Origin of the sequence: Halotia branconii CENA392, from assembly GCF_029953635.1 — a bacterium.
In the GTDB taxonomy this organism is placed as follows: domain Bacteria; phylum Cyanobacteriota; class Cyanobacteriia; order Cyanobacteriales; family Nostocaceae; genus Halotia; species Halotia branconii.
Genome location: NZ_CP124543.1, coordinates 3,809,846 through 3,829,485, shown reverse-complemented (window position 1 = coordinate 3,829,485; position 19,640 = coordinate 3,809,846). Strand labels below are relative to the sequence as shown.

Below are 19,640 nucleotides of genomic sequence, written 5' to 3'. Positions count from 1 at the left end.
CCTCTGCGCCTTGGCGGTTCGTTCTTCCTTGACGATACAATCAATTTACCCACCTTTACCACTTGCGATCGTGGTTAATACCTCCCCACAAAATCCGACCCCCACCAATTCCCCTTCATACATTCCGCCTCTTGAGAGTGGCGATCGCCTCACTCGTCCTGAATTTGAGCGTCGCTACAATGCTATGCCCAACCTCAAGAAAGCCGAATTAATTGAAGGAGTCGTTCACGTGGCATCACCTTTACGCTTTGAACCCCATGCCGAACCACATGGTAATTTGATGGGCTGGTTGTGGTCATATAAAGTAGCTACGCCGGGTGTCAGACTGGGTGATAATCCAACTGTGCGGCTAGATTTAGATAATGAACCCCAACCCGATGCCATTTTATTAATCAATGCAGCGTGTGGCGGATTATCATATCTGGGTAATGATGGTTATGTGGAAGGATCGCCAGAACTAGTGGCAGAAGTTGCCGCCAGTAGTGCAACCAAAGATTTGTATGATAAAAAACGCGCCTACCGCCGCAATGGTATTCAGGAATATATTGTTTGGCAGGTGTTTGAAAGTACTGTTAGTTGGTTTAGTTTGCAGAATGGGGAATATGTCGCGCTAACACCAAATGCATCAGGCATAATTCAAAGTCAAGTGTTTCCAGGATTATGGCTTGATGTATCAGCATTAGTTACCGACAATATGCAACAGGTTTTAGCAGTGTTGCAGAAAGGGCTAAATTCAGTTGAACATCAGAATTTTGTGCAGCAATTGTCTAATACAGTTAGTTAATCTTTGATTTCCCTAACCTTCACTTTAACCTCACCCTGTCCCAACTGAATCATCAAATTTTGCCCCACAGCTAACTCACCTGTTGAACGAGCGATCGCGCCATTTTCTTGTCTTACCACCGCATAACCACGCTGCAATACAGCTTTCGGGTCAAGACTTACTAACTTTTGCCGTAACAATTCTAGATGCTGCTTTGCTTGCTGCGATCGCCCCAGTGTCACCTGCATCAATTGCTGACGCTTCCAAGTTAGCTGCCGCATCTCTTGCTGCACTTGCTTTTCTAGCCGCAAACGCTTTAAACGGTTTCGCAATACTTGCAGTTGATTAACAGCAGTTTCCCCAGAATCGTTTACCGCCTCATGTAAAGCCACAACTCGCTGACGATGCTGAGTATACAACTCTGATAATGCTGGGACTACTGTTTCCGCTGCCGCAGTTGGTGTATGCACAGAAGCATCTGCAACTAAATCTGCTAAAGATTCATCTCGTTGATGGCCAATACCAGTAATTACAGGTATTGAACAATTAGCCAGTGATCGCACTACTCGTTCATCATTAAAACAAGCTAACTCTTCAACTGCACCACCACCCCGCGATAAAATTAGCACTTCGGCACGACCATCTTGTTCTACTCGTGCGATCGCTTTCACTATAGAGTCTGGTGCTTGTTCACCTTGCACAGTCGCAGGAGAAAATAAAACATGTAAACCCGGATATCTGTGCTTAAGGGTTTTTTGAATATCACCCCAAGCTGCCGCAGTTGGTGAAGTGACAACAGCGATCGTTTGGGGGTGGAGTGGAAGAGGACGTTTTCGTTCTGCGTCGAATAAACCCTCAGCTAGCAAACGGTTTTTCAATTGTTGATAACGCAGTGCTTGTAAACCCGCACCAGCAGGTAAAGCTTGCCAAACTGATATTTGATATTCTCCCCTTTGCGGATAAACCCGAATACTGCCCAAAATAATTATTTGCTCACCAGCAATAGGCATTTGGGCGAGTTTTGCTAATTGGCTATTCCACGCTACACACTTAATTCCTGCTGTCCCATCTGGGTCTTGCAGGGTAAAAAATAACCCACTACGATGCTGATTAGCACTAGAAACTTCGCCAGTTATCCAAACTTGCCGCAATTGTTCATCTTGCTCTAACAGCAAGCGGATATAGTCAGTTAATCCAGATACTGAAAGCGCTGTATCAAGAATTAGAGAATTGGGAACATCGAAAGTCATCGAAGATGCCTGAAAGCATGGTGCTGGACTGATTTTAGCATTTTTAATCAAAACCAAAGTTTAGTCCAATAAACGCTTTAATCTTTTGTAAACATCATCATCATTGCGCTTACCAACTAAAATCACTTCTACTAAATCTTGCTTAGGAAAATATCTGTAAATAATTCGATATTCACCGCTATCAACACGGTATAAACCCTGATAACCAGATAGTTGCTCACTATCAGTTGGTAAAGGCTCAACATTCAAAGCCAAAACTTTTTTTGCAATCTGCGCTGCTATTTTAGGTTGCAAGCCCTTCAGAAAATCAAGAACAGCTGCTAGACCATCAAGTTTCGCCATTAGCAAAATGCTTCAATGCAGATGTAAAAGTTTCTGTCCCAACCATTTTGGACTGACTTAAAGCTGTTTGGGCAGCTTGACCGAAAACCATATCTTCTAATTCTTGCAGCCGATTCATTAACTTTTGGTAGTTGTCAGCTGAAATAATCACATGGCTAGGCCGTGATTGCTTGGTTAACAGAACTGGTTCAATAGCAGCCTTGTCAAAAACTTCACCGTGTTTGTTACGAGCATCTGTAAGAGTATAGGTCTGCATAGTTTTGACTATTTTAGGCATTTTGACTATATTTTAACATTAAATCTGGCTTTTATTAGGCGTTGAGAAGTGTCGTCAAATTACAAGCGATGTAACCAATTGCTAAAGGAGATTGGTCTTTTAACAGCAAGAAAATTTGATTGAGGGTTTGTGGTAAAGTTGCATTATATACTTGCCATAGTTTTTGTTGCAGTTGATGCAAAATGCGATCGCTTGCAATATCATCAGTACCCGGTCGCAATAACCAATGAGTTCGTAGTATTTTAAAATGAGTAATATTAGAACTTTGCATCACCTGATAAATTTCTTGAACAGCATTTTCAATTAATTCATCAATTACTATTTTCATAACTAATGGTTGCAATGTAAATGAAGTTCCCTCAAAACTAATCCATTTTTCTAGAAGCGATCGCCTTTCTAAAGCGACAATTGTTTCTAACATTGTAGCCGGATCAACAGATACCAATAAATGAGTTTGCAAACGGCAAAAAGTAATCGGTTCTTGCCAAATTGCCAACCAATAGAGAATGTTTTTTTCTAAATCAGAAAGTTGCATGAACTGTTGTTTGAGGATAGTTCGTAAGCGATCGCCAATTACCAAAGTATTCTGAGCGAGAAATGTAGCGACATTGCCAACAAATACAGATTGAATCAATGGGGTTACAAGTTTCAGTGCCAAAGGATTACCGCGATAAAGTTTAATTAAGGTTGATAGTCCCAATTCTTGACCTGTAAATCCTCTAGATTTTAATAACTCTACTGCATCTGTTTTTGGCAAACCCTTTAAAGTCAAACAGCAAATTGTTGTTGAATTGATTTCAATAGCTTTTGGTTGTTCACGACTGGTAATAAGAATGCAACTTTGATGATTACGGCTTAATTGTTGGATAAACTGATTATAATTATTTAAATTTTCAACAGCATCTAGTCCATCTAATATCAGCAGACAACGACGTTTTTGCAGGTGATATATAAGTTGCGCTGTACCTTGAGAAATATCTTGTACAACGGTTTGATCAAAAATGCTTAACAAACTATCCAGCAGGGAAATCAGAGATGGAACAGTGGAAAATGAACGCCAAATCAAAAAATCAAATTGCGACTGCATACGGTCTGTTAAAGCTAATACTAAGGCAGTTTTGCCAATACCACCGATGCCAACAATAGTGATTAATTTACAGCGATCGCTTGTAATCCATTGCTCTAACTGCTGCAATTGCTGATTTCGTCCATAAAAACTTTCGATATCAGGCGCTTGCTGCCAGTCAAGGTAAGGTGTAGTGATGTCTGCAATATCCGAGTTCAAATTAACCGCATCTGCGATCGCTTCCCAATTACTAATGCCAACAGCTTGACAAATGGCGATGAAGATTTCTCGCTGAATGCGATCGCCCTGCCAAAATCGCCGTAAAGTAGCTCTAGATGTATGTGCATCTTGCCACCAACGCGCCGTACTGGTTTTTGTCCAACCAAGACGTTGCCGGGCTTTGTCCACGATTGCTAGTCCTGCCATTGATGCTTTGAGCGAGTTTGACATACATCTGATAAAGTCCCTTGACAATGCCATTGCATCAAGTCACAATGCGATTGTATCGCCTGAAAATAGCAGCCTGTATCTCGGTAGGCTAGCTTTTATGCTTTAGGTACTCCCATTGGCGCGTATGATTTACAAATTGCTGCGATACCTAGCTCAACCAAATCAGATAACACCAACTCCAGCAACAGCGATCGCAACCAAAGCTATAAAATCGACCAATGACAATACCCCAGTCAGTATCGCTTTCATGAGAAAGCCAACGCAAGCGATCGCCATATAAAAATCTGGGTGTTTTGGCTACATCAGGAAAGTTGACAGGAAGCTCAATAGATGCGTCTGTGTATTTGAGGTTAACCCTGAGCGTAGCCGTTCGCGTAGCGTCTCGCAGAGAAGGGTTAATCAAACCTGGGGCTATATCTTGGTGATTGTGCCGAATGAGATTGAGATAGTCAGCAATCAACTTACCACTGATGCTGTGAGTTAACCCAGAAATCAGAATCGCAGCTAGAGTTTCTATTTCTTGCTGCTGGAGTTGTACCCAAGTGCTATCAAAGTCAGCATCAGAGTAGTTGTTGAGCTTTGCCAATAATTCTGTGATGCCAAAATCACCTAAAGCTTGTTGATAAGCTCTGTGTTCATCTGTTTTGTAGCTAACAGGCTTTAACATTGTATATGTCTCCTGTGATATGGGGGCCAAAAGCCAGCATCCGCCCTGAGAAAGTTGATGGCTGGCTTTTGACTTAATAAGTAATTATACGCTAAAATAAAGTGTTTTTATGTTAATTAGTGTGTTTTAATGCGTTTAACATAAAAATAATCAAAATTGCTTATGATGATGACATGGCAAAAGTAACTGTAACTATTTATATGGAAGAAGAAGACAAAGCAGCCCTGCAATTGTTAGCTGATGCAGAGGAGCGGTCTTTGTCTCAAATGGCGGTGTTAATTGTGAAACGAGCGATTAAACAAGCTCAGAATGAGGGCAAAATTCCACCAAGTCAGGGTAAATAAGGTGTAAACGCTTAGTGGGTTTGAGTTGCGATCGCCTAGTGTGTCAAGAAATAATTAACGAATAGATTTGCTGTAGAGACGGCGATTTATCGTGTCTGTTTCCAAGCGATCATTGTTGGAACGTTATTTTAGGTTAAAAAATTCCTATATAGGAACTAAACGTGCTAAGTATATTTGTTTGGGCTAGGCGAAAGGATAACAGATTCTCTGGTTGCCAAAACAGTTAATATGTAAACTCATAATTTTTTAGGCGAAGTAGACAGTCATAATTTCGCCTAAGCGATCGCTAACAAACTATGCTCAATATCAGTCAACTTGAATCTTCCCTGTGGGAAGCCGCAGATCAACTCCGCGCTAACTCAAAACTCAATGCCAATGAATACAGTATGCCCGTACTGGGGCTAATTTTTCTGCGCCATGCGACAAATCGCTTCAATGCTGTACAAGCGGAGATTGAAAATAGTTTACCATCGCGGGGTGGAAAAAAACGCCCGATTACCAAAGATGACTTTAAAGGAAAGTCAGCGATTTTTTTACCCACAGAAGCCCAGTACGATCGCATCTTGAACTTGGCAGAAAATGCAGATATTGGCAAGGCTATCAATGCGGCGATGAAAGCGATTGAGGACGAAACTGAGATGTTGCAGGGAGTGTTACCGAAGGAGTACACCAGTTTTGAGCCGGATTTGCTGTATAACTTGGTGCGAATTTTTGACCGGGAGGAGTTACGGAAAGCTACGAGCGATGTGTTTGGGCGAATTTATGAGTATTTTTTGAATAAGTTTGCCATGAGTGGCGCACAGGAAGGAGGAGAATTTTTTACACCGCCTTCTTTGGTACGAACGATTGTAAATATGATTGAACCCGACCGGGGAAATGTCTTAGACCCTGCTTGCGGTAGTGCGGGTATGTTTGTGCAGACGGGACATTTTGTAGAAAATCGCGGTGAGGATGCGTCAGCAAAAATTACTTTTTACGGACAGGAAAAATCGGATACTAACACCCGTTTAGCGCGGATGAATTTGGCGGTTCACGCTTTAGAAGGGATAATTCGCCAGGGTAATACTTTTTACGATCGCTGGGAAGAGTTGCTTGGTCAATGTGATTTTGTCATGTCTAACCCGCCGTTTAACGTCGATGGTGTGAGTCCAGAGAAAGTGAAGACTGACCCCTGGCTGTTTACTGAGAAAAAGATACCAGGAATTGCGGCGAAAACTAAAGCAGTAAGCAATGCAAATTACCTGTGGATACAGTATTTTTACAGTTATTTAAATCAGCGAGGTAGAGCCGGGTTTGTCATGGCGAGTTCGGCATCGGATGCAGGATATGGGGAAAAAGAAATTCGGGAAGAGTTAATCGCTACCCAAGCGGTAGATATGATTGTTTCAATTGGCACAAACTTTTTTTACACGAAACCTCTACCTTGTACATTGTGGTTTTTTGACAACGGAAAACCAGCAGAACGCCAAGATAAAGTATTGATGATTGATGCGCGGAATGTCTACCGGGTAGTGACGCGCAAAATCCGCGATTTTAGTGAAGAACAACTCCAGAATATCACGGCGATCGCTTGGTTGTATCGCGGTCAGCAAGAACGTTATTTAGGGTTGGTGCGGGAATATTTAAATAAGACGCTATGATGATTCTGAAAGCTTTTTCTTAGGAATTACTGCAAAATAAAGTTGTGAGCGGTAAAAGCAAACGTCAAACTCCATAAAAAAATTCACTTGTCCTAAAATCAGAGGAACTTGCACAGATTTTGTCCAAGCAAATACAAGTTGTATAGGTTCAAACTGACGAATCACTCCTTGAATCACTACAACACGAGCTTCAAATTGAGCAAGATTACCTGTCAAGTTCAAAGTTGCTGTCTGATGTTCCCAAATGTATCCAAGTTCAATTCCAGCTTGATAAGGTAACACATTTACTGTTGCTCCTGTATCTAACAAAGCGGATGCTGTTATTGAACATTGCTGACTCACAAGCTGAATTGGCATATATGGACGAAAACCAGCCTCACCTAACGTTGTGTCAGCATTGACAAAAGGAAATTGCTCGACGCTAGACACTGTTTTGATTTTTGGTTGCTTGCAAAACTTCTAGCATTGTATTTGCGGCTTCAAAGGCATTATAAGGAGACCAAACAGGATAAGATTGTCCAGGTTTGATTAGTTCAGTCTCTTGTTGAGCTAACTCTGATACTAAAACCTGCACAATATAAAGTTTATCAGCACGGTTAAGCCCTTGCAGTGTATTAAGTAATTCGACTGAAACCATCTTTAATTACCAATTGTCATTTATGGTCACACATCCATCATCGCTTAAAATTTGAAATTCTTTTAAAGGCGATACTTGCTACTTACTCAATTCCAAAGCTATCAATATAATAGCTACCTGTATTACTTATCACCCCCATGAGTGCCGAATATTCCGAAGACTGCCTAGTGCAACAAACTACCGCTAACTTCTTTGAACAAACCCTGAAATGGCACTCAGTTTACGCATACAAAAAAGAAACATTCGGTACTAACGGTACACTAGGACGCAAAGATAAACGAGAAGTTGTCCTCACACGCTATCTTCGCCAAGCATTAGAGAAATTTAATCCTGGTCATCCACAGCAAGTATACGACGATGCGATCGCCCAATTCACCACATCTAATATTTCAGACCAATTAGTTACCATCAACCAGAAAAAATATCAACTCATCCGCGAAGGTATCCTAGAGAAACCCTACAAAAATCCAGAGGGTGAAACCATCAATCCCCGCCTCAAAGTGATTGACTTTCAAAACCCTGAAAATAATCATTTCCTAATAGTGCGGGAGTTGTCTATTAAAGGTTCTCTCTATTCCAAACGGCCTGATATCATCGGCTTTGTTAATGGTATTTGTGACTTTACCCATAAGCTTGCCGTTGCGGCAAACTTATGGGTAAAGTCACACGACAAATAACTAGTCACTGTACAACAAAAATGGACGTAACTGGATTCGAACCAGTGACCTCTACGATGTCAACGTAGCGCTCTAACCAACTGAGCTATACGTCCTTAACTAACGATTTATGATTGTAGCATATATTTCTTTTCCTTTGAAAGAAATATATAATTGTTTTTTACAGTTCAGAAGCATGGCAGCATTGATCGGACGTGATTTATTAGGTTTGGCTGACCTCAGTCCAACAGAACTTCAAGACATCTTGCAACTAGCAACTCAACTCAAATCACAACAGCTAAAGTTACAGTGTAATAAGGTATTGGGTTTGTTGTTCTCTAAAGCTTCAACTCGCACACGAGTCAGTTTTACCGTGGCGATGTACCAATTGGGTGGACAAGTAATTGATCTTAATCCTAATGTCACTCAAGTTAGTCGCGGAGAACCCATACAAGATACAGCACGGGTGTTAGATAGATATTTAGATATTTTGGCAATTCGCACTTTTGCACAGCAAGAATTGGAAACTTTTGCTCACTATGCCAAGATTCCTGTAATCAATGCACTGACTGATTTAGAACATCCCTGTCAGATATTAGCTGATTTATTGACAGTTCAAGAATGCTTTGGTGAGCTTGCGGGATTAACTTTAACCTACGTGGGTGATGGTAACAACGTAGCTAATTCACTGATGCTGGGATGTGCTTTGGTAGGTATGAATGTAAGAATTTCTACCCCAAAGGGATATGAGCCGGATTCTGAAATTGTAGAACAAGCAAGAGCGATCGCTGCCAATAAAACTGAAATTCTCCTCACTGATGACCCAAAATTAGCAGCCAAAGGATCTAACGTACTTTATACTGATGTTTGGGCAAGTATGGGACAAGAAACAGAAGCCGATGATCGCTTACCAATTTTTCAACCTTACCAAATTTCTGAGCAACTATTAAGTCTTGCCGATTCTCAGGCAATTGTTTTACACTGTTTACCAGCCCATCGCGGTGAAGAAATTACTGATGCAGTTATTGAAGGTTCTCACTCACGAGTTTGGGAACAAGCAGAAAATCGTTTACATGCTCAAAAAGCTTTACTTGCCAGCATTTTAGGTACAAATTGAAACCTTAATTAGGTAAAAGAGAAGCTGATAGTCTTTCTTTTACCTTTAATATTTTTACTTTTATCTTGTTATGGGAGTTTTTTTGTAGTACTAATGTTCTAGAGACATTTATATTTATCTCCCAACAAATTTATGGAAAGTCTAACACAAGCTCAACAAGAACTTTATGAATGGCTGGCAGAATATATTAAAATACACCAGCATTCACCTTCTATTCGGCAAATGATGCAGGCAATGAACCTGAAATCACCAGCGCCCATTCAAAGTCGTTTAGAACATTTACGCACCAAAGGATATATTGAATGGACTGAAGGTAAAGCGCGAACTATTCGGATTTTACATTCTACTAAGCAAGGTATCCCGATTTTGGGCACAATCGCTGCTGGTGGTTTAATAGAACCATTTACTGATGCTGTAGATCATTTAGATTTTTCTAGTCTCACATTACCTGCTAAAACTTATGCTTTGCGGGTAACTGGCGACAGCATGATTGAAGACTTAATTGCCGATGGAGATGTAGTGTTTCTGTTGCCAGTACCAGAACCAGATCATCTCAAAAATGGCACAATTATTGCTGCTAGAGTTGACGGATACGGCACTACGTTGAAGCGTTTTTATCGAAACGGCGATCGCGTGACTCTAAAACCTGCTAATCGTAAGTACAATCCCATTGAAGTATCCGCTGTGCAAGTGCAGGTACAAGGTTCTCTCATTGGTGTTTGGCGCGGTTACTGAGAACAGTAAACAGTAAATAGGGAATAAGGAATAAAGGGAAATAACCCATATTTCCATGCCCAATGCCCCATGCCCCATGCCCCATTGATTTATGTACCTGACACGAAATCCAGTGCAGCAACTGCCCTCTTTCCGGCTGAAATTACCATTTGCCAAAGAAAGTAAGGGTAGTTACCAAACTCAACAACCACTACCAGGATGTCCCAGACTTCCTCCATCTTTGCAATTGCGGCAATATCAGCGACAAGCTATTACTAATTGGTTTAGCAATAATGGCAGAGGAACGCTGAAAATGGCTACTGGTAGTGGTAAAACTATTACAGCATTAGCGATCGCTTGTGAACTTTACCAGCAGATTAACTTACAAGTCTTGTTAGTAGTTTGTCCCTACCGTCATCTTGTCACCCAATGGGCGCGAGAATGTGAAAAATTTAATTTGCAGCCTATCTTAGCTTTTGAAAATTTACGCACTTGGCAAAGTCAACTTTCCACGCAACTTTATAATCTGCGTTCTGGTTCTCAGCAATTCGTCACGGTAATTACTACCAACTCCACATTAATTGGAGATGGTTTTCAATCTCAACTCAAATATTTTCCCGCGAAAACTCTAATTATTGGCGATGAGGCGCATAATTTAGGCGCACCCAAATTAGAAGAAAGTCTGCCGCGGCGGGTGGGGTTGCGGTTAGCTTTATCTGCTACCCCAGAAAGGTATTTTGATGACTGTGGTACTCAATCGTTATTTGATTACTTTGGTTCAGTGTTGCAACCAGAGTTCACTTTGAAGGATGCAATTTCTCAAAGTGCTTTAGTGCATTATTTGTATTATCCAATTTTGGTGGAGTTAACTGAAACCGAAAGCATTGCCTATTTAAAACTAACAAAAAAGATCGGGCGATCGCTATTATATCGACAACGAGAACATGGAGAAACAAAAATTTTTGAAGACCATGAAGATTTAAAGCCATTATTGATGCAACGAGCTAGATTAATTGGTGCGGCAGAAAATAAATTAAATGCCTTGCGAGATTTAATGGTAACTCGCCGCGAAACCACTCATACACTTTTTTATTGCAGCGATGGTTCACAAGAAATAGGACAGCGTTCATCCTTGCGTCAACTAAAAGCCGTTGCCAAAATTTTAGGTGTAGAATTGGGATATAAAGTCAGCACCTACACCGCCCACACTTCTTTAGACGAACGAGAAAACTTACGTCGTCAATTTGAAAGTGGTGGACTGCAAGGTTTGGTGGCAATTCGCTGTTTAGATGAATCCCCAGTAGACCTAACTGCGATCGCTTTCATACTCCTGTGCAGTTTCGTACTCACGCTGGAATTGTTCTAATTCTTGTACCCGGCGAAATAGCTGATCGCGTTGCGAAGTGCTGACGGTTTCTAGTTCGCTGATTTTAGTGTTGAGATGCTTAATCATCAAAAACAATACGTTTTTATCAAGATTGTCAAGTGTCTCACCGTCTACTAATAGACTGTTTAAAGTTTCACTTGTGGATGTAGTGCATTCTAGGAAATTACCAATAACCTTAAAATCCCAAGTTTCCCCGTTAATATCTTGGGGGTGAATGTAAAAGCTATACTGATTGTTTTGGTCTTTTTGGACTCTAAGTCTAAAATCAATTGCTTTTCCTTCGTGTATCTGAAAGTAATTTTCTAACGTAAACTTACTAATCATGTTCAACCTTGAAAAATTAATTAGAGAATTAGACGAATTTATCAAATACTGGGGAACTTTACCCTCAACGTTTATAGCCTATTACGATGATTTATATGGTTATCCTTGGGGAAGACTTAAACTATTTGGGATGCTGTGTTTAAGCTTTTCTTTTTATTTTGGATTGTTGATCTTGATTCTTGAACTAAAGTAATCTCCGTCCGGTTAGTCAGCCGGCTTGTCACTAGCCGGGCGTTGCACCAGATAGCCCAGAATAGCTGTAGATATTCCTGTGATTATCGTCGCAGTGTTACTGCCAATCATCCCACTACCGCCCAGGACACTAGAGACTCCTGCAACCAAACCTAAAACTGTGCTGAATCGATCTAAAGTTTTTTGATTCACTTGTAATTACTCCTGTTCTGTATTCTCTTCGTATTCCCGAATTTGGAAGTTAGTGTCGCGCTGTAAAAAGCGTTGAATATCGCGGGTGTAGAATAAAACTCGTTTAAACTTGTGGTCAATTTTTTCATTCATTTGACCCAACAGCATTTGAATTACATCTTTTCTGTTGATATACTCTTGAACGTGTAAATCAAATCTTTTGTCTAACTCTCTAATCTTCTCGGCATTGCTAGCATACTCTTTCAAATCTTCTTCAATTTGAATAATTGAAGTTGAAATTCTATTGATACTGCTAACAATTTTGATGCCTAACCCACCTAAAATGGAAAAGCTAACAAGGATTCCTAAAAATATACCAGTAGATTCTAAAGTAATTGTGATTCCTGGGCTGTTACTGTTAGTTGAGTTACTAACAGCTATTACTGATTTTGTAGTAGTCACTTGTGTTAATCAGTTGGATCATCCAAATTTTCAATAAACTGTGCTGTGTCAACCTTCACCCGGACAGTAAACTCATACTCTGGCATCTCCGGTGTACCCGTAAGCTGTTGACTGGCAAATTGAATAGGTGGTAATTCAGCATTAACTCTTGCTTCATTCACTTGGTCGGTTAATGCAGCTAATCCTTGCAAAAGTTTAACAATTCCCTTAACACAAGAAGCATTAAGAGTCAGATTGCTACCGCTTTCTGTAGTTGTGCTGAAATTAAGCTTGACTTGATTATTTCCAACAAATTCAATTGAACCAGCGGGTAACTTTTCGGCTAATGCGCTGTAACTTAATGCAGTAGTCATAAATTATCAATTTTGAACTCAATTGTTTCTAATTTGGAGCGAACCGCGTTGATTAAATCTTCCGTGGTATCAGTTTCTATTCCTCTGTATTCCCAGACAGCCAGAGTGACTTGGTAAATCCAAGGTAAAGCCTCAAACCTCAAACGATAAGATTCGGTCAGCTTGGGAAACTGAACCAACTCAATCGCATTAAGCTTAATTAGTCGGCGTGTACCATCTACTTCAGTGGTTGGAACCTGTCCCAATCCCTCAAAAACTACAGTGTCGTCAACATGAATGCCGCTAATTTGTTGATAGAAATATCCTGCTCTAATCCAAGTAGGTTTGGCATTAAGCCAGGAAGCCCCGACTAAAAAAACGTGACTATCAGTCAAATAAGGAAGCTCTACTGGGTCAATTAGCGGCGCTCTGGCTCTGCGGTTGTCGGGATTACCTACTAACTTTTGGTAGTAAGTTAATTCCCAAGCTCCCATTGCTGTTAGGTCAAGCTGAAGTGTCATATTTTGACTAATTCCCAATCTTCAGCTAGTTCAAAAACGTCATACTCTTGTTCGTCCAGGAAGTCGAGAAAGGTATCTGGGTGAATATTGCCGCGCAGAAACGCTGCTGTCATATTTGCCCGCTGGAGCATGAGATTTAATTCCTCCTCATACTCCAATTGCGACTGTCCCGGATACCAAATTGCAGGAGTTTCTAAAAAATTATTCACCACTGCCAGTTAATACAAAATATTCAGGCGTAAACCAAACACGCCCATAAGCACCCCCTAATTTGCCTTTAACAGCGTTGAAAACAGTTTTCACTTCATTATCTAAAGCTGCTGCTGATTGAATTGAAAGTGGTGCAGTGTAAGAATATTGGGTGTTACTGCCACGATTCCCTGGCGCATATCTCTTGTATGGGCGATTACTACCTAAAGCCCGAATGATATTAGGTGAATCGTCTGATACAGTAGCGTGAACTTTCGCAGGCTTAGCGCCGCGAGGTAAAGGATCTTCTGAACCGGCATCAACCAAGTTTAAAGCTGTCTGTCCAAAAAACACGACACTTTTTTGGGATGCCTGTACTTTGTACTTTTTAGCAGTTTCTCCAGCTGCAATCTGTATAGGTTTGTAAGCTACTGCAATTAAAGGATTTTTGCGAGTACTTGCACCATCTTCTCTAACGGGTGGGTTATAAGCTTCCCTTGCACGAGCATATTGCAACTCTTTTTCAATCTGTTTGGCGCTTTTGCGTCTTCCCATAGTTACTGAGGTTTGTGTAAAAAATGTTTTGCGTAAATCATTTCTAGCAAGGGTTTAGCAGTAATTTTCTCAACCGGATAACATAAGGTTGTCCGTAAAATTTTTAGTTTTATTCAATTAAACGCGTTCAATTACACTTCGTAGCCGAGATCCACTAACAGCTACTAAATTCACAGGATTCTGTTTTCCCCAAATAAACAACTGAGCATAACGAAACTTTACGTCAGATGTGCGTCTACGCACGAACTTTTTAACTGTACGCCCATAAACTCGATGTGTTCCTGGGTTATTTGAATAAACGCGGTCATTGTCTATAAATTGCAGATAATCACGGTCAAGAGAATGATTTTGGATATCTAGCACGGCTCGAATAATTCTTTCTCCCTCAGTCTTACTGGGAACTAACAGTTTTAATTCATAACCACGTTCTTTATCTGAATAAGTACATTTAAAGCGTCCTTTATGCCAAACAAAAGGAGGTGTCGCAAAAACACTTTTAATTTTTCTTGCTAATGTTTCTGCGTCAGTTCTGCTGATACTTTCACTTGATTCATTCATCAACCTAAAAGTTATTTCGCCTTCTGCTTGTGGTGTTGATTCATTGCTATGAATTTCAAAATTATAAGGTTCTAAAAAGAATAGTTTTACTTGAGGCTTAAAAGTTCGTTCTGATTGCACATCAAACCAAGGAACACCATACACTGGGCGCTGAACTGCTTCTAACCTTCCTATTGTTACTTCAAACAACCACATCCTCATCATGGTCATAACATCGGTGTCGTCATCTTTCATTAAACAAGAATGCTTCAGTCGTGGCTTAGGATTACTAATATCATCATCTGGCTGGTTTTTAAAATATGCTCGAACTGCTTTATTATGCTCCAGTCTGACAATATCTTGTAGATTTTCCCACTCATCAAATCCTTCTGGTAATGGCATTAATCATCTGCCTCCTTGTCTATATCAGTAATAGCCAAACCAGTTGCACTAAACAATTTAGCAACATCAGAAGCAGCTTTAATTTGTGCTGCCTCTGGTGGTGTAGTTCCTTGCTTACTTTCTGGCTCTTGACTCAATGCTTTAGTAAATTGTTCTTTTTGTTCTCCAATCTGGTTAACAGTTTGCTGGACAGAGAGAACCTCACTAGCAACTTGATCTACTTGAGAAACTACATTTTCAGCGTTTTCTAAATTAGTAAAAAATTTATTTTGAAAGTTAGGTGTAGGATTCATCCATCTGTAAGCTTTTTCGCTAACCTTTCCCCATCTTTTTAAAGCATTACCAATAAAAGCAACCCAAGAACCAACAACTTCTAAAGCACTTAAAATTGAATAGCCAATTGATTGAATGCTATTCATTAAGTTAGCAGCAGCTTGATAAATACGGTTCCATTTTTTATATTCAGCTTTAATACTTCCCCATTCACTCTCACCAATTACAGATTTAGCGAGTGAATCAAACTGACCACCTAAAATTGCACCAATATCTAAAGGGCTACCTTCTGCATCTTTGATACCAATTGCTGCTAATACATTGGATATTGCACTAGTTAATGTTTGTCCTAAATTGGCACTGAGCATATAGGCATTGTGCAAAGTCTGCCACCAGATAAGAACATTCAAAACTCGATCTAAATGCAGCCATTCAGCTACTCGCGATAACTTACCAGCAATGCCACCAGGAAGTTGGACACCGAGCTTATTATTAATAATGTTTAATAGTGCTAATTGTGCGGCATTACTAAATTGACTAACAGCATCTAAAATCTGCTTACAAATAGCAAATATTGGGGCTAGCAATGCCATGATCGGAGCCAATATCGATGACCTAGTTGCTGAGTGTTGAGCTGCTATAAAGGCTTTTAGCCCTGAATCGTTATAAGGCACTGCATCTACTCCATCCTTTCCATCTCTCCCTGGTCTACCGGGGAATCCATTTAAACCATCTCTTCCGTCTCTGCCCGGTTGGCCTGGAATTTGAATAATTTGCGTGATACCAGGAGCGCCTTGCCGTCCATCCCTGCCGGGTCTACCGTCACGACCCGGAATGCCTGGAACACCTGGAATGCCGGGTTTAAGTTTAAGCAATTGATACAGTCCCAATAATGTCGCTAGTCCCGCAGCTACTTCTACAGCTTTTGCTAGGGCATTATCACCAGTGTTTTGGGCTTTCTTGGCTGTGTCCTTAGCATCCTTAGCTGTTGATTTAGCTTCATTTGCTGAAGTGCTAGCAGCGTTGGCAGTTACGTTTGCAGTTGCGGCGACGCTACCCGCAGCGATCGCAATACTTGCAGCTTTCACTGCCTGAGAATTTGCTTGTACTGCTGTATTGATTGCTGTGGATGCAACGGTTTGAGCAACATTAGCTGCAAGAATTGCTTGTCCCGCTGTGCCAATTGCTTGCCTAGCTTGAGATATTGCACTGCTTGCTTGAGAGCTTGCAGAATTTCCTAAGCTTACGGCATAGTCAGCTACACCACGCACCGAACTAGCTACCTCTAAAGCATTCCTGGCTATACCTCTAATGGTTGGCAATTGGCGACCTAAAATATTAGATACAGCGTCACCAAGTGATGTCAACTCTCGCTCTATGCCGTCTATCCGAGAACCCAAAGCCTCAGCGAAGGCTACTAACTGCAAAATTTCGATAACAGTACTCGCTAAACCTGCCACTCTAGCGGCAAGTCCCAATAAATCACCAGCTACCTTACCAGCAGTAGTTAACGCTTTTCTTGATATGCCTATTGCTTCAGCCGCGTCTAAAGCTACATCTGCTACTTTGCTAGCAAGCCTGCCAACTTGACCGACAACACTAGCGATTTTGTTGTCTACGATGTCAATAGCGCGTTGGGCTGCTTTTGCTACCCCTACAGCATTGTCAGCAATCCCCCTAGTCGCTTTACTTAGTGCGCTTGCCTCTTTAGCCACTAACGTTGACGCTTTGGCTTCACTGATAGCCGTTTCTGCTACTCTTCTGGTTTGAATAGACAAACCTTTACTTAACTCGGCATCGCTTGCAGCCTTAGTTGCTTGAGCGCTTGCATTATTAGCTTGACCGAATGCAGCCGCCGCGTCTCTGTCTGCTTTTGTGCCAACGATTTCAGCACGTTCACCTACGACGAGCGCTCGTCTTGCTGTGCCTTGTGTTTCGTTGCTAACATTCAACGCCTTATTGGCCTTATTGTCGGCTTTGTTGGCGACACCAGTTGCATTTTTAGCTTCGTTACTAGCACCGTTAGCGGTACTAAGCGACCTAGTAGCTTTTCCGTCTACGATATCAATTTTTGATGATAAATTATCTGTTTTCCTCTCTACCGTATTTAAACCATTAGCGGTTCTAACAGCTATGTTTGTGGTATCACTTAACTTTATTTCTAGTGCGCGTAATGCCGATTTCAGCCCATCGACATCACTTATTAATGTTTGCCCTCCAGAAGTTGGCATATCACCTTAATAATCTCCTAATTTCGTTGAACTCAGCTTGTTCTATGCAAACCATGTCAGGAGGACAATAGTTATTTGGATCGAGACACTTAAATGGATCTGGACATGTCTGACCGCTGACCATGCCACAGCCGGCTTGACATTCAGCTAATGAGTCATATTCGCCAGGAGTCCCGTAAACATTGCTCTTGACACATGAATTATTTATGCAATCATAAGGAACCGCGTTACAAGCGGTGCAATTACCGTATTTTGTATAACCAGCATTAGGATTATCATTAGCTACAGCAGTTACTTGTGCCGTTGTAGTCAGATAAAAATAATTTGTCCCGGCAACGTTTACACCATCAAGATAAAGATATACAGTAGTTGAGTTTCTGGCACGATATTCAGGTGTTGTGCCACAAGCAAAAAATTCGTAACTAACATTCCCGTCAGCCCCTTTGCCGTAGAACCGAAAACATTGAGTCATCTTTAGTAATTATCCGGGTCAATTGTTGCAGCGGTGTCAATTTTGCTCAAAGAGATTGTTAGTTGATCAGTCCTATACCCAGTGTTATCAGTGCCGCGTGTGATAAAGCTTGTATAGCCAGTATCGATAACAATAGATTGGTCAATATTGGAGTCAAAGTTAGTCGTAGTTAAATAAGATTTCGCCTGCAACAAAATAGCTACTAACAAACTTTCGCCAGTGTTGTTACTAGAAGCGGTTAATCCTGCTAAATCAGATTTTGTAATAGTAATAGTTGTTGCGTCCTGAATCGCGTTAGCACCAAATACCTGAGTTAAAGTTGGTTCTGCCATAAAACGAATTTTTGATGAAGTGAATAGAAGTGATAGATCCGTTTTATGAGCGATTGAAATTTATGTAAATCTTCCAGTTTTATGTAGAACCGGAAGATTTACGGATGGCGTGAAACCATTGCTACAACTAAGATTAAGCCGAATATTGCTAATACCATTAATTAGAAATATTCCGATTTAACCATTGCAGTTGGTTAAACCGGAACATGCAGAAGCAGAGAAAAATAATAATGAAGAATAACCGAAATGGACAAGCAGCCATTTTGACAGAAGCGGATTATGCCAAAATTCGCAAACAGATTAGAAGTAGGAAATATCGCTTACTTCTTGATCTGGCTTGGTACACTGGTGAGCGCTGGGGGGCGCTGGTGCAATTGCAAGTCAACGATGTTTATAACGATGACCATACACCACGCGAGTATATCAATTTTCGAGCCAGGACTCGCAAGGCCAGTCCTGACGGAAAGCGAAAAACTCGTCAAGTGCCTGTACATCCGGTACTTTATGAATCTTTAGCAGCTTATCAGCCAGAAAAAAATTCTTGTTGGCTGTTCCCCGACCGCGCAGGAGACAAGGCAATCTCGCTCCGCTGGGCTGACATGATTTTGCGTAGTGCTGTTGAAAAAGCTGGATTGGCTGCTAAAGGCATCAGCACTCACAGCACCCGCCGGAGTTTTATTACCAAGTTGGCAAAGCGAGGTGTCAGCCTTGCAACTATTAAAAAAGCCACTGGACACACCGATTTAAAGGTTTTGTCTCGCTACATCGAGGTCAGCGATGACGATGTTAAGGACGCGATCGCCACTCTATAAACCCCCCAAACCTGTGACAAAGCCCGACCAAGCGAATATGCTAAGCACAACATCAGTAATATTTTGGGATTCTGCGATCGCAATTTTGACCCTATTAGCGCGATCGCATTTTTTATGGCTTGATGCTATATTGACGTGTCACACGTCAATATAAGGATTTTTGCATGGGCAAGGGTGGACATACTCCTGGTACTTGGACAGGTGGTAGCACCTGGCACAGCGGAGAAACGAAAACAATTCGAGTACCAATTGTGCTGGAGGCTCAAATCATGGATTATGCCAGAGCAATAGATAGCGGCAAAGACGTGTCACACGTCAATACAGCCGATTTAATTCTTGATGCTATTGACTGCTACATCAAATTTAGGCAGCGCAATTTTCGCCCAAACCAGCATTCTAAAAAACCTGACATGACTAGCCGTGCCTGGGATGAATTGAGGAAGTTTCAAAAGCTGCTGCGGGAAAATCCAGCAGCACTGCTCGAAGACGATAGTTGTCACTCATTGAGTCGCGGGTTATAATGTC

27 protein-coding genes and 1 tRNA gene are annotated in these 19,640 nt (G+C 41.1%); 9 read left to right on the top strand and 19 right to left on the bottom strand.

Annotated elements, in window-relative coordinates:
- The first annotated feature begins 70 nt into the window (after window positions 1–70).
- Window positions 71–784 (top strand): Uma2 family endonuclease, encoded by a 714-nt coding sequence (locus tag QI031_RS16840; protein ID WP_281486054.1) that lies wholly within the window; start codon window positions 71–73, stop codon window positions 782–784.
- Here the strand turns inward: QI031_RS16840 and xseA are convergent.
- From xseA to QI031_RS16815, 5 genes are all read right to left on the bottom strand, one after another.
- A complete protein-coding gene (gene xseA, locus QI031_RS16835) occupies window positions 781–2,013 on the bottom strand; it encodes an exodeoxyribonuclease VII large subunit (protein ID WP_281486053.1) in 1,233 nt (410 codons plus the stop codon). The two genes, QI031_RS16840 and xseA, sit on opposite strands and share 4 nt — an antisense overlap.
- A 60-nt stretch (window positions 2,014–2,073) precedes the next feature.
- Window positions 2,074–2,355: a type II toxin-antitoxin system RelE family toxin gene (locus QI031_RS16830; protein WP_281480815.1), complete on the bottom strand. Its 282-nt coding sequence runs from the start codon at window positions 2,353–2,355 to the stop codon at window positions 2,074–2,076.
- On the bottom strand, window positions 2,342–2,611 hold the full coding sequence (locus QI031_RS16825; protein ID WP_281480814.1) for a type II toxin-antitoxin system Phd/YefM family antitoxin: 270 nt from the start codon (window positions 2,609–2,611) through the stop codon (window positions 2,342–2,344). The genes QI031_RS16830 and QI031_RS16825 overlap by 14 nt, the downstream gene beginning before the upstream one ends.
- Before the next feature lie 55 nt (window positions 2,612–2,666).
- Window positions 2,667–4,148, bottom strand: a complete 1,482-nt coding sequence (locus tag QI031_RS16820) for an NB-ARC domain-containing protein (protein ID WP_281480813.1) — start codon at window positions 4,146–4,148, stop codon at window positions 2,667–2,669.
- A 148-nt stretch (window positions 4,149–4,296) separates the two neighbouring features.
- A complete protein-coding gene (locus QI031_RS16815; protein ID WP_281480812.1) occupies window positions 4,297–4,815 on the bottom strand; it encodes a hypothetical protein in 519 nt (172 codons plus the stop codon).
- A gap of 173 nt (window positions 4,816–4,988) precedes the next feature.
- Between QI031_RS16815 and QI031_RS16810 the strand changes: the two genes are divergently transcribed.
- Entirely contained in the window at window positions 4,989–5,159 is a 171-nt protein-coding gene (locus QI031_RS16810) for a ribbon-helix-helix domain-containing protein (protein WP_281480811.1), read from the top strand.
- A 296-nt stretch (window positions 5,160–5,455) separates the two neighbouring features.
- Window positions 5,456–6,799 (top strand): type I restriction-modification system subunit M, encoded by a 1,344-nt coding sequence (locus QI031_RS16805; RefSeq protein WP_281480810.1) that lies wholly within the window; start codon window positions 5,456–5,458, stop codon window positions 6,797–6,799.
- Here QI031_RS16805 and QI031_RS16800 read toward each other — a convergent pair.
- Together QI031_RS16800 and QI031_RS16795 are read right to left on the bottom strand one after the other, a co-directional pair.
- Window positions 6,794–7,228, bottom strand: a complete 435-nt coding sequence (locus QI031_RS16800; RefSeq protein WP_281480809.1) for a pepsin/retropepsin-like aspartic protease family protein — start codon at window positions 7,226–7,228, stop codon at window positions 6,794–6,796. The genes QI031_RS16805 and QI031_RS16800 overlap by 6 nt on opposite strands.
- Window positions 7,221–7,436: a hypothetical protein gene (locus QI031_RS16795; RefSeq protein ID WP_281480808.1), complete on the bottom strand. Its 216-nt coding sequence runs from the start codon at window positions 7,434–7,436 to the stop codon at window positions 7,221–7,223. The genes QI031_RS16800 and QI031_RS16795 overlap by 8 nt, the downstream gene beginning before the upstream one ends.
- 137 nt (window positions 7,437–7,573) lie before the next feature.
- On the opposite strand from QI031_RS16795, the gene QI031_RS16790 reads away from it, so the two are divergent.
- Entirely contained in the window at window positions 7,574–8,113 is a 540-nt protein-coding gene (locus QI031_RS16790) for a type I restriction endonuclease (protein WP_281480807.1), read from the top strand.
- Window positions 8,114–8,134: 21 nt separating this feature from the next.
- On the opposite strand, the gene QI031_RS16785 is transcribed toward QI031_RS16790, so the two are convergent.
- A tRNA-Val gene (locus QI031_RS16785) sits at window positions 8,135–8,208 on the bottom strand.
- Window positions 8,209–8,288: 80 nt separating this feature from the next.
- Between QI031_RS16785 and argF the strand changes: the two genes are divergently transcribed.
- From argF to QI031_RS16770, 3 genes are all read left to right on the top strand, one after another.
- On the top strand, window positions 8,289–9,209 hold the full coding sequence (gene argF, locus QI031_RS16780; RefSeq protein ID WP_281480806.1) for an ornithine carbamoyltransferase: 921 nt from the start codon (window positions 8,289–8,291) through the stop codon (window positions 9,207–9,209).
- 132 nt (window positions 9,210–9,341) lie between these two features.
- Window positions 9,342–9,944 (top strand): transcriptional repressor LexA, encoded by a 603-nt coding sequence (gene lexA / locus QI031_RS16775; protein ID WP_281480805.1) that lies wholly within the window; start codon window positions 9,342–9,344, stop codon window positions 9,942–9,944.
- A gap of 91 nt (window positions 9,945–10,035) precedes the next feature.
- Window positions 10,036–11,289, top strand: coding sequence for a DEAD/DEAH box helicase family protein (locus QI031_RS16770; protein WP_281480804.1), 1,254 nt, complete (start codon window positions 10,036–10,038; stop codon window positions 11,287–11,289).
- Here QI031_RS16770 and QI031_RS16765 read toward each other — a convergent pair.
- The 11 genes from QI031_RS16765 to QI031_RS16715 all read right to left on the bottom strand — a co-directional run bounded on the left by QI031_RS16765 (window position 11,230) and on the right by QI031_RS16715 (window position 18,303).
- Complete coding sequence (locus tag QI031_RS16765) at window positions 11,230–11,634, bottom strand: hypothetical protein (RefSeq protein WP_281480803.1); 405 nt, start codon at window positions 11,632–11,634, stop codon at window positions 11,230–11,232. The genes QI031_RS16770 and QI031_RS16765 overlap by 60 nt on opposite strands.
- A 204-nt stretch (window positions 11,635–11,838) precedes the next feature.
- Window positions 11,839–12,018 (bottom strand): hypothetical protein, encoded by a 180-nt coding sequence (locus tag QI031_RS16760; protein WP_281480802.1) that lies wholly within the window; start codon window positions 12,016–12,018, stop codon window positions 11,839–11,841.
- 6 nt (window positions 12,019–12,024) lie between these two features.
- Entirely contained in the window at window positions 12,025–12,459 is a 435-nt protein-coding gene (locus QI031_RS16755; protein ID WP_281480801.1) for a hypothetical protein, read from the bottom strand.
- A gap of 5 nt (window positions 12,460–12,464) precedes the next feature.
- Window positions 12,465–12,812, bottom strand: a complete 348-nt coding sequence (locus tag QI031_RS16750; protein ID WP_281480800.1) for a hypothetical protein — start codon at window positions 12,810–12,812, stop codon at window positions 12,465–12,467.
- Window positions 12,809–13,312, bottom strand: coding sequence for a hypothetical protein (locus tag QI031_RS16745; RefSeq protein ID WP_281480799.1), 504 nt, complete (start codon window positions 13,310–13,312; stop codon window positions 12,809–12,811). The genes QI031_RS16750 and QI031_RS16745 overlap by 4 nt, the downstream gene beginning before the upstream one ends.
- Window positions 13,309–13,521, bottom strand: a complete 213-nt coding sequence (locus QI031_RS16740; RefSeq protein WP_281480798.1) for a hypothetical protein — start codon at window positions 13,519–13,521, stop codon at window positions 13,309–13,311. The genes QI031_RS16745 and QI031_RS16740 overlap by 4 nt, the downstream gene beginning before the upstream one ends.
- Window positions 13,514–14,056 carry a hypothetical protein gene (locus QI031_RS16735; protein WP_281480797.1) on the bottom strand — a complete coding sequence of 181 codons (543 nt, stop codon included), beginning with the start codon at window positions 14,054–14,056 and terminating at the stop codon, window positions 13,514–13,516. Before QI031_RS16735 ends, QI031_RS16740 begins: the two co-directional genes overlap by 8 nt.
- A 117-nt stretch (window positions 14,057–14,173) precedes the next feature.
- The gene (locus QI031_RS16730) at window positions 14,174–14,995 is read right to left on the bottom strand and encodes a hypothetical protein (RefSeq protein WP_281480796.1); all 822 of its coding nucleotides are present in this window, start codon (window positions 14,993–14,995) and stop codon (window positions 14,174–14,176) included.
- Window positions 14,995–17,499, bottom strand: a complete 2,505-nt coding sequence (locus QI031_RS16725; RefSeq protein ID WP_281480795.1) for an alanine-zipper protein — start codon at window positions 17,497–17,499, stop codon at window positions 14,995–14,997. Before QI031_RS16725 ends, QI031_RS16730 begins: the two co-directional genes overlap by 1 nt.
- A gap of 1 nt (window position 17,500) precedes the next feature.
- Window positions 17,501–17,971, bottom strand: a complete 471-nt coding sequence (locus QI031_RS16720; RefSeq protein ID WP_281480794.1) for a hypothetical protein — start codon at window positions 17,969–17,971, stop codon at window positions 17,501–17,503.
- Window positions 17,972–17,973: 2 nt separating this feature from the next.
- The gene (locus QI031_RS16715; protein ID WP_281480793.1) at window positions 17,974–18,303 is read right to left on the bottom strand and encodes a hypothetical protein; all 330 of its coding nucleotides are present in this window, start codon (window positions 18,301–18,303) and stop codon (window positions 17,974–17,976) included.
- 230 nt (window positions 18,304–18,533) lie between these two features.
- On the opposite strand from QI031_RS16715, the gene QI031_RS16710 reads away from it, so the two are divergent.
- Both QI031_RS16710 and QI031_RS16705 read left to right on the top strand, forming a co-directional pair.
- Entirely contained in the window at window positions 18,534–19,115 is a 582-nt protein-coding gene (locus QI031_RS16710; protein WP_281480792.1) for a tyrosine-type recombinase/integrase, read from the top strand.
- A gap of 164 nt (window positions 19,116–19,279) precedes the next feature.
- Window positions 19,280–19,636, top strand: coding sequence for a hypothetical protein (locus QI031_RS16705; protein ID WP_281480791.1), 357 nt, complete (start codon window positions 19,280–19,282; stop codon window positions 19,634–19,636).
- Window positions 19,637–19,640 lie beyond the last annotated feature (4 nt).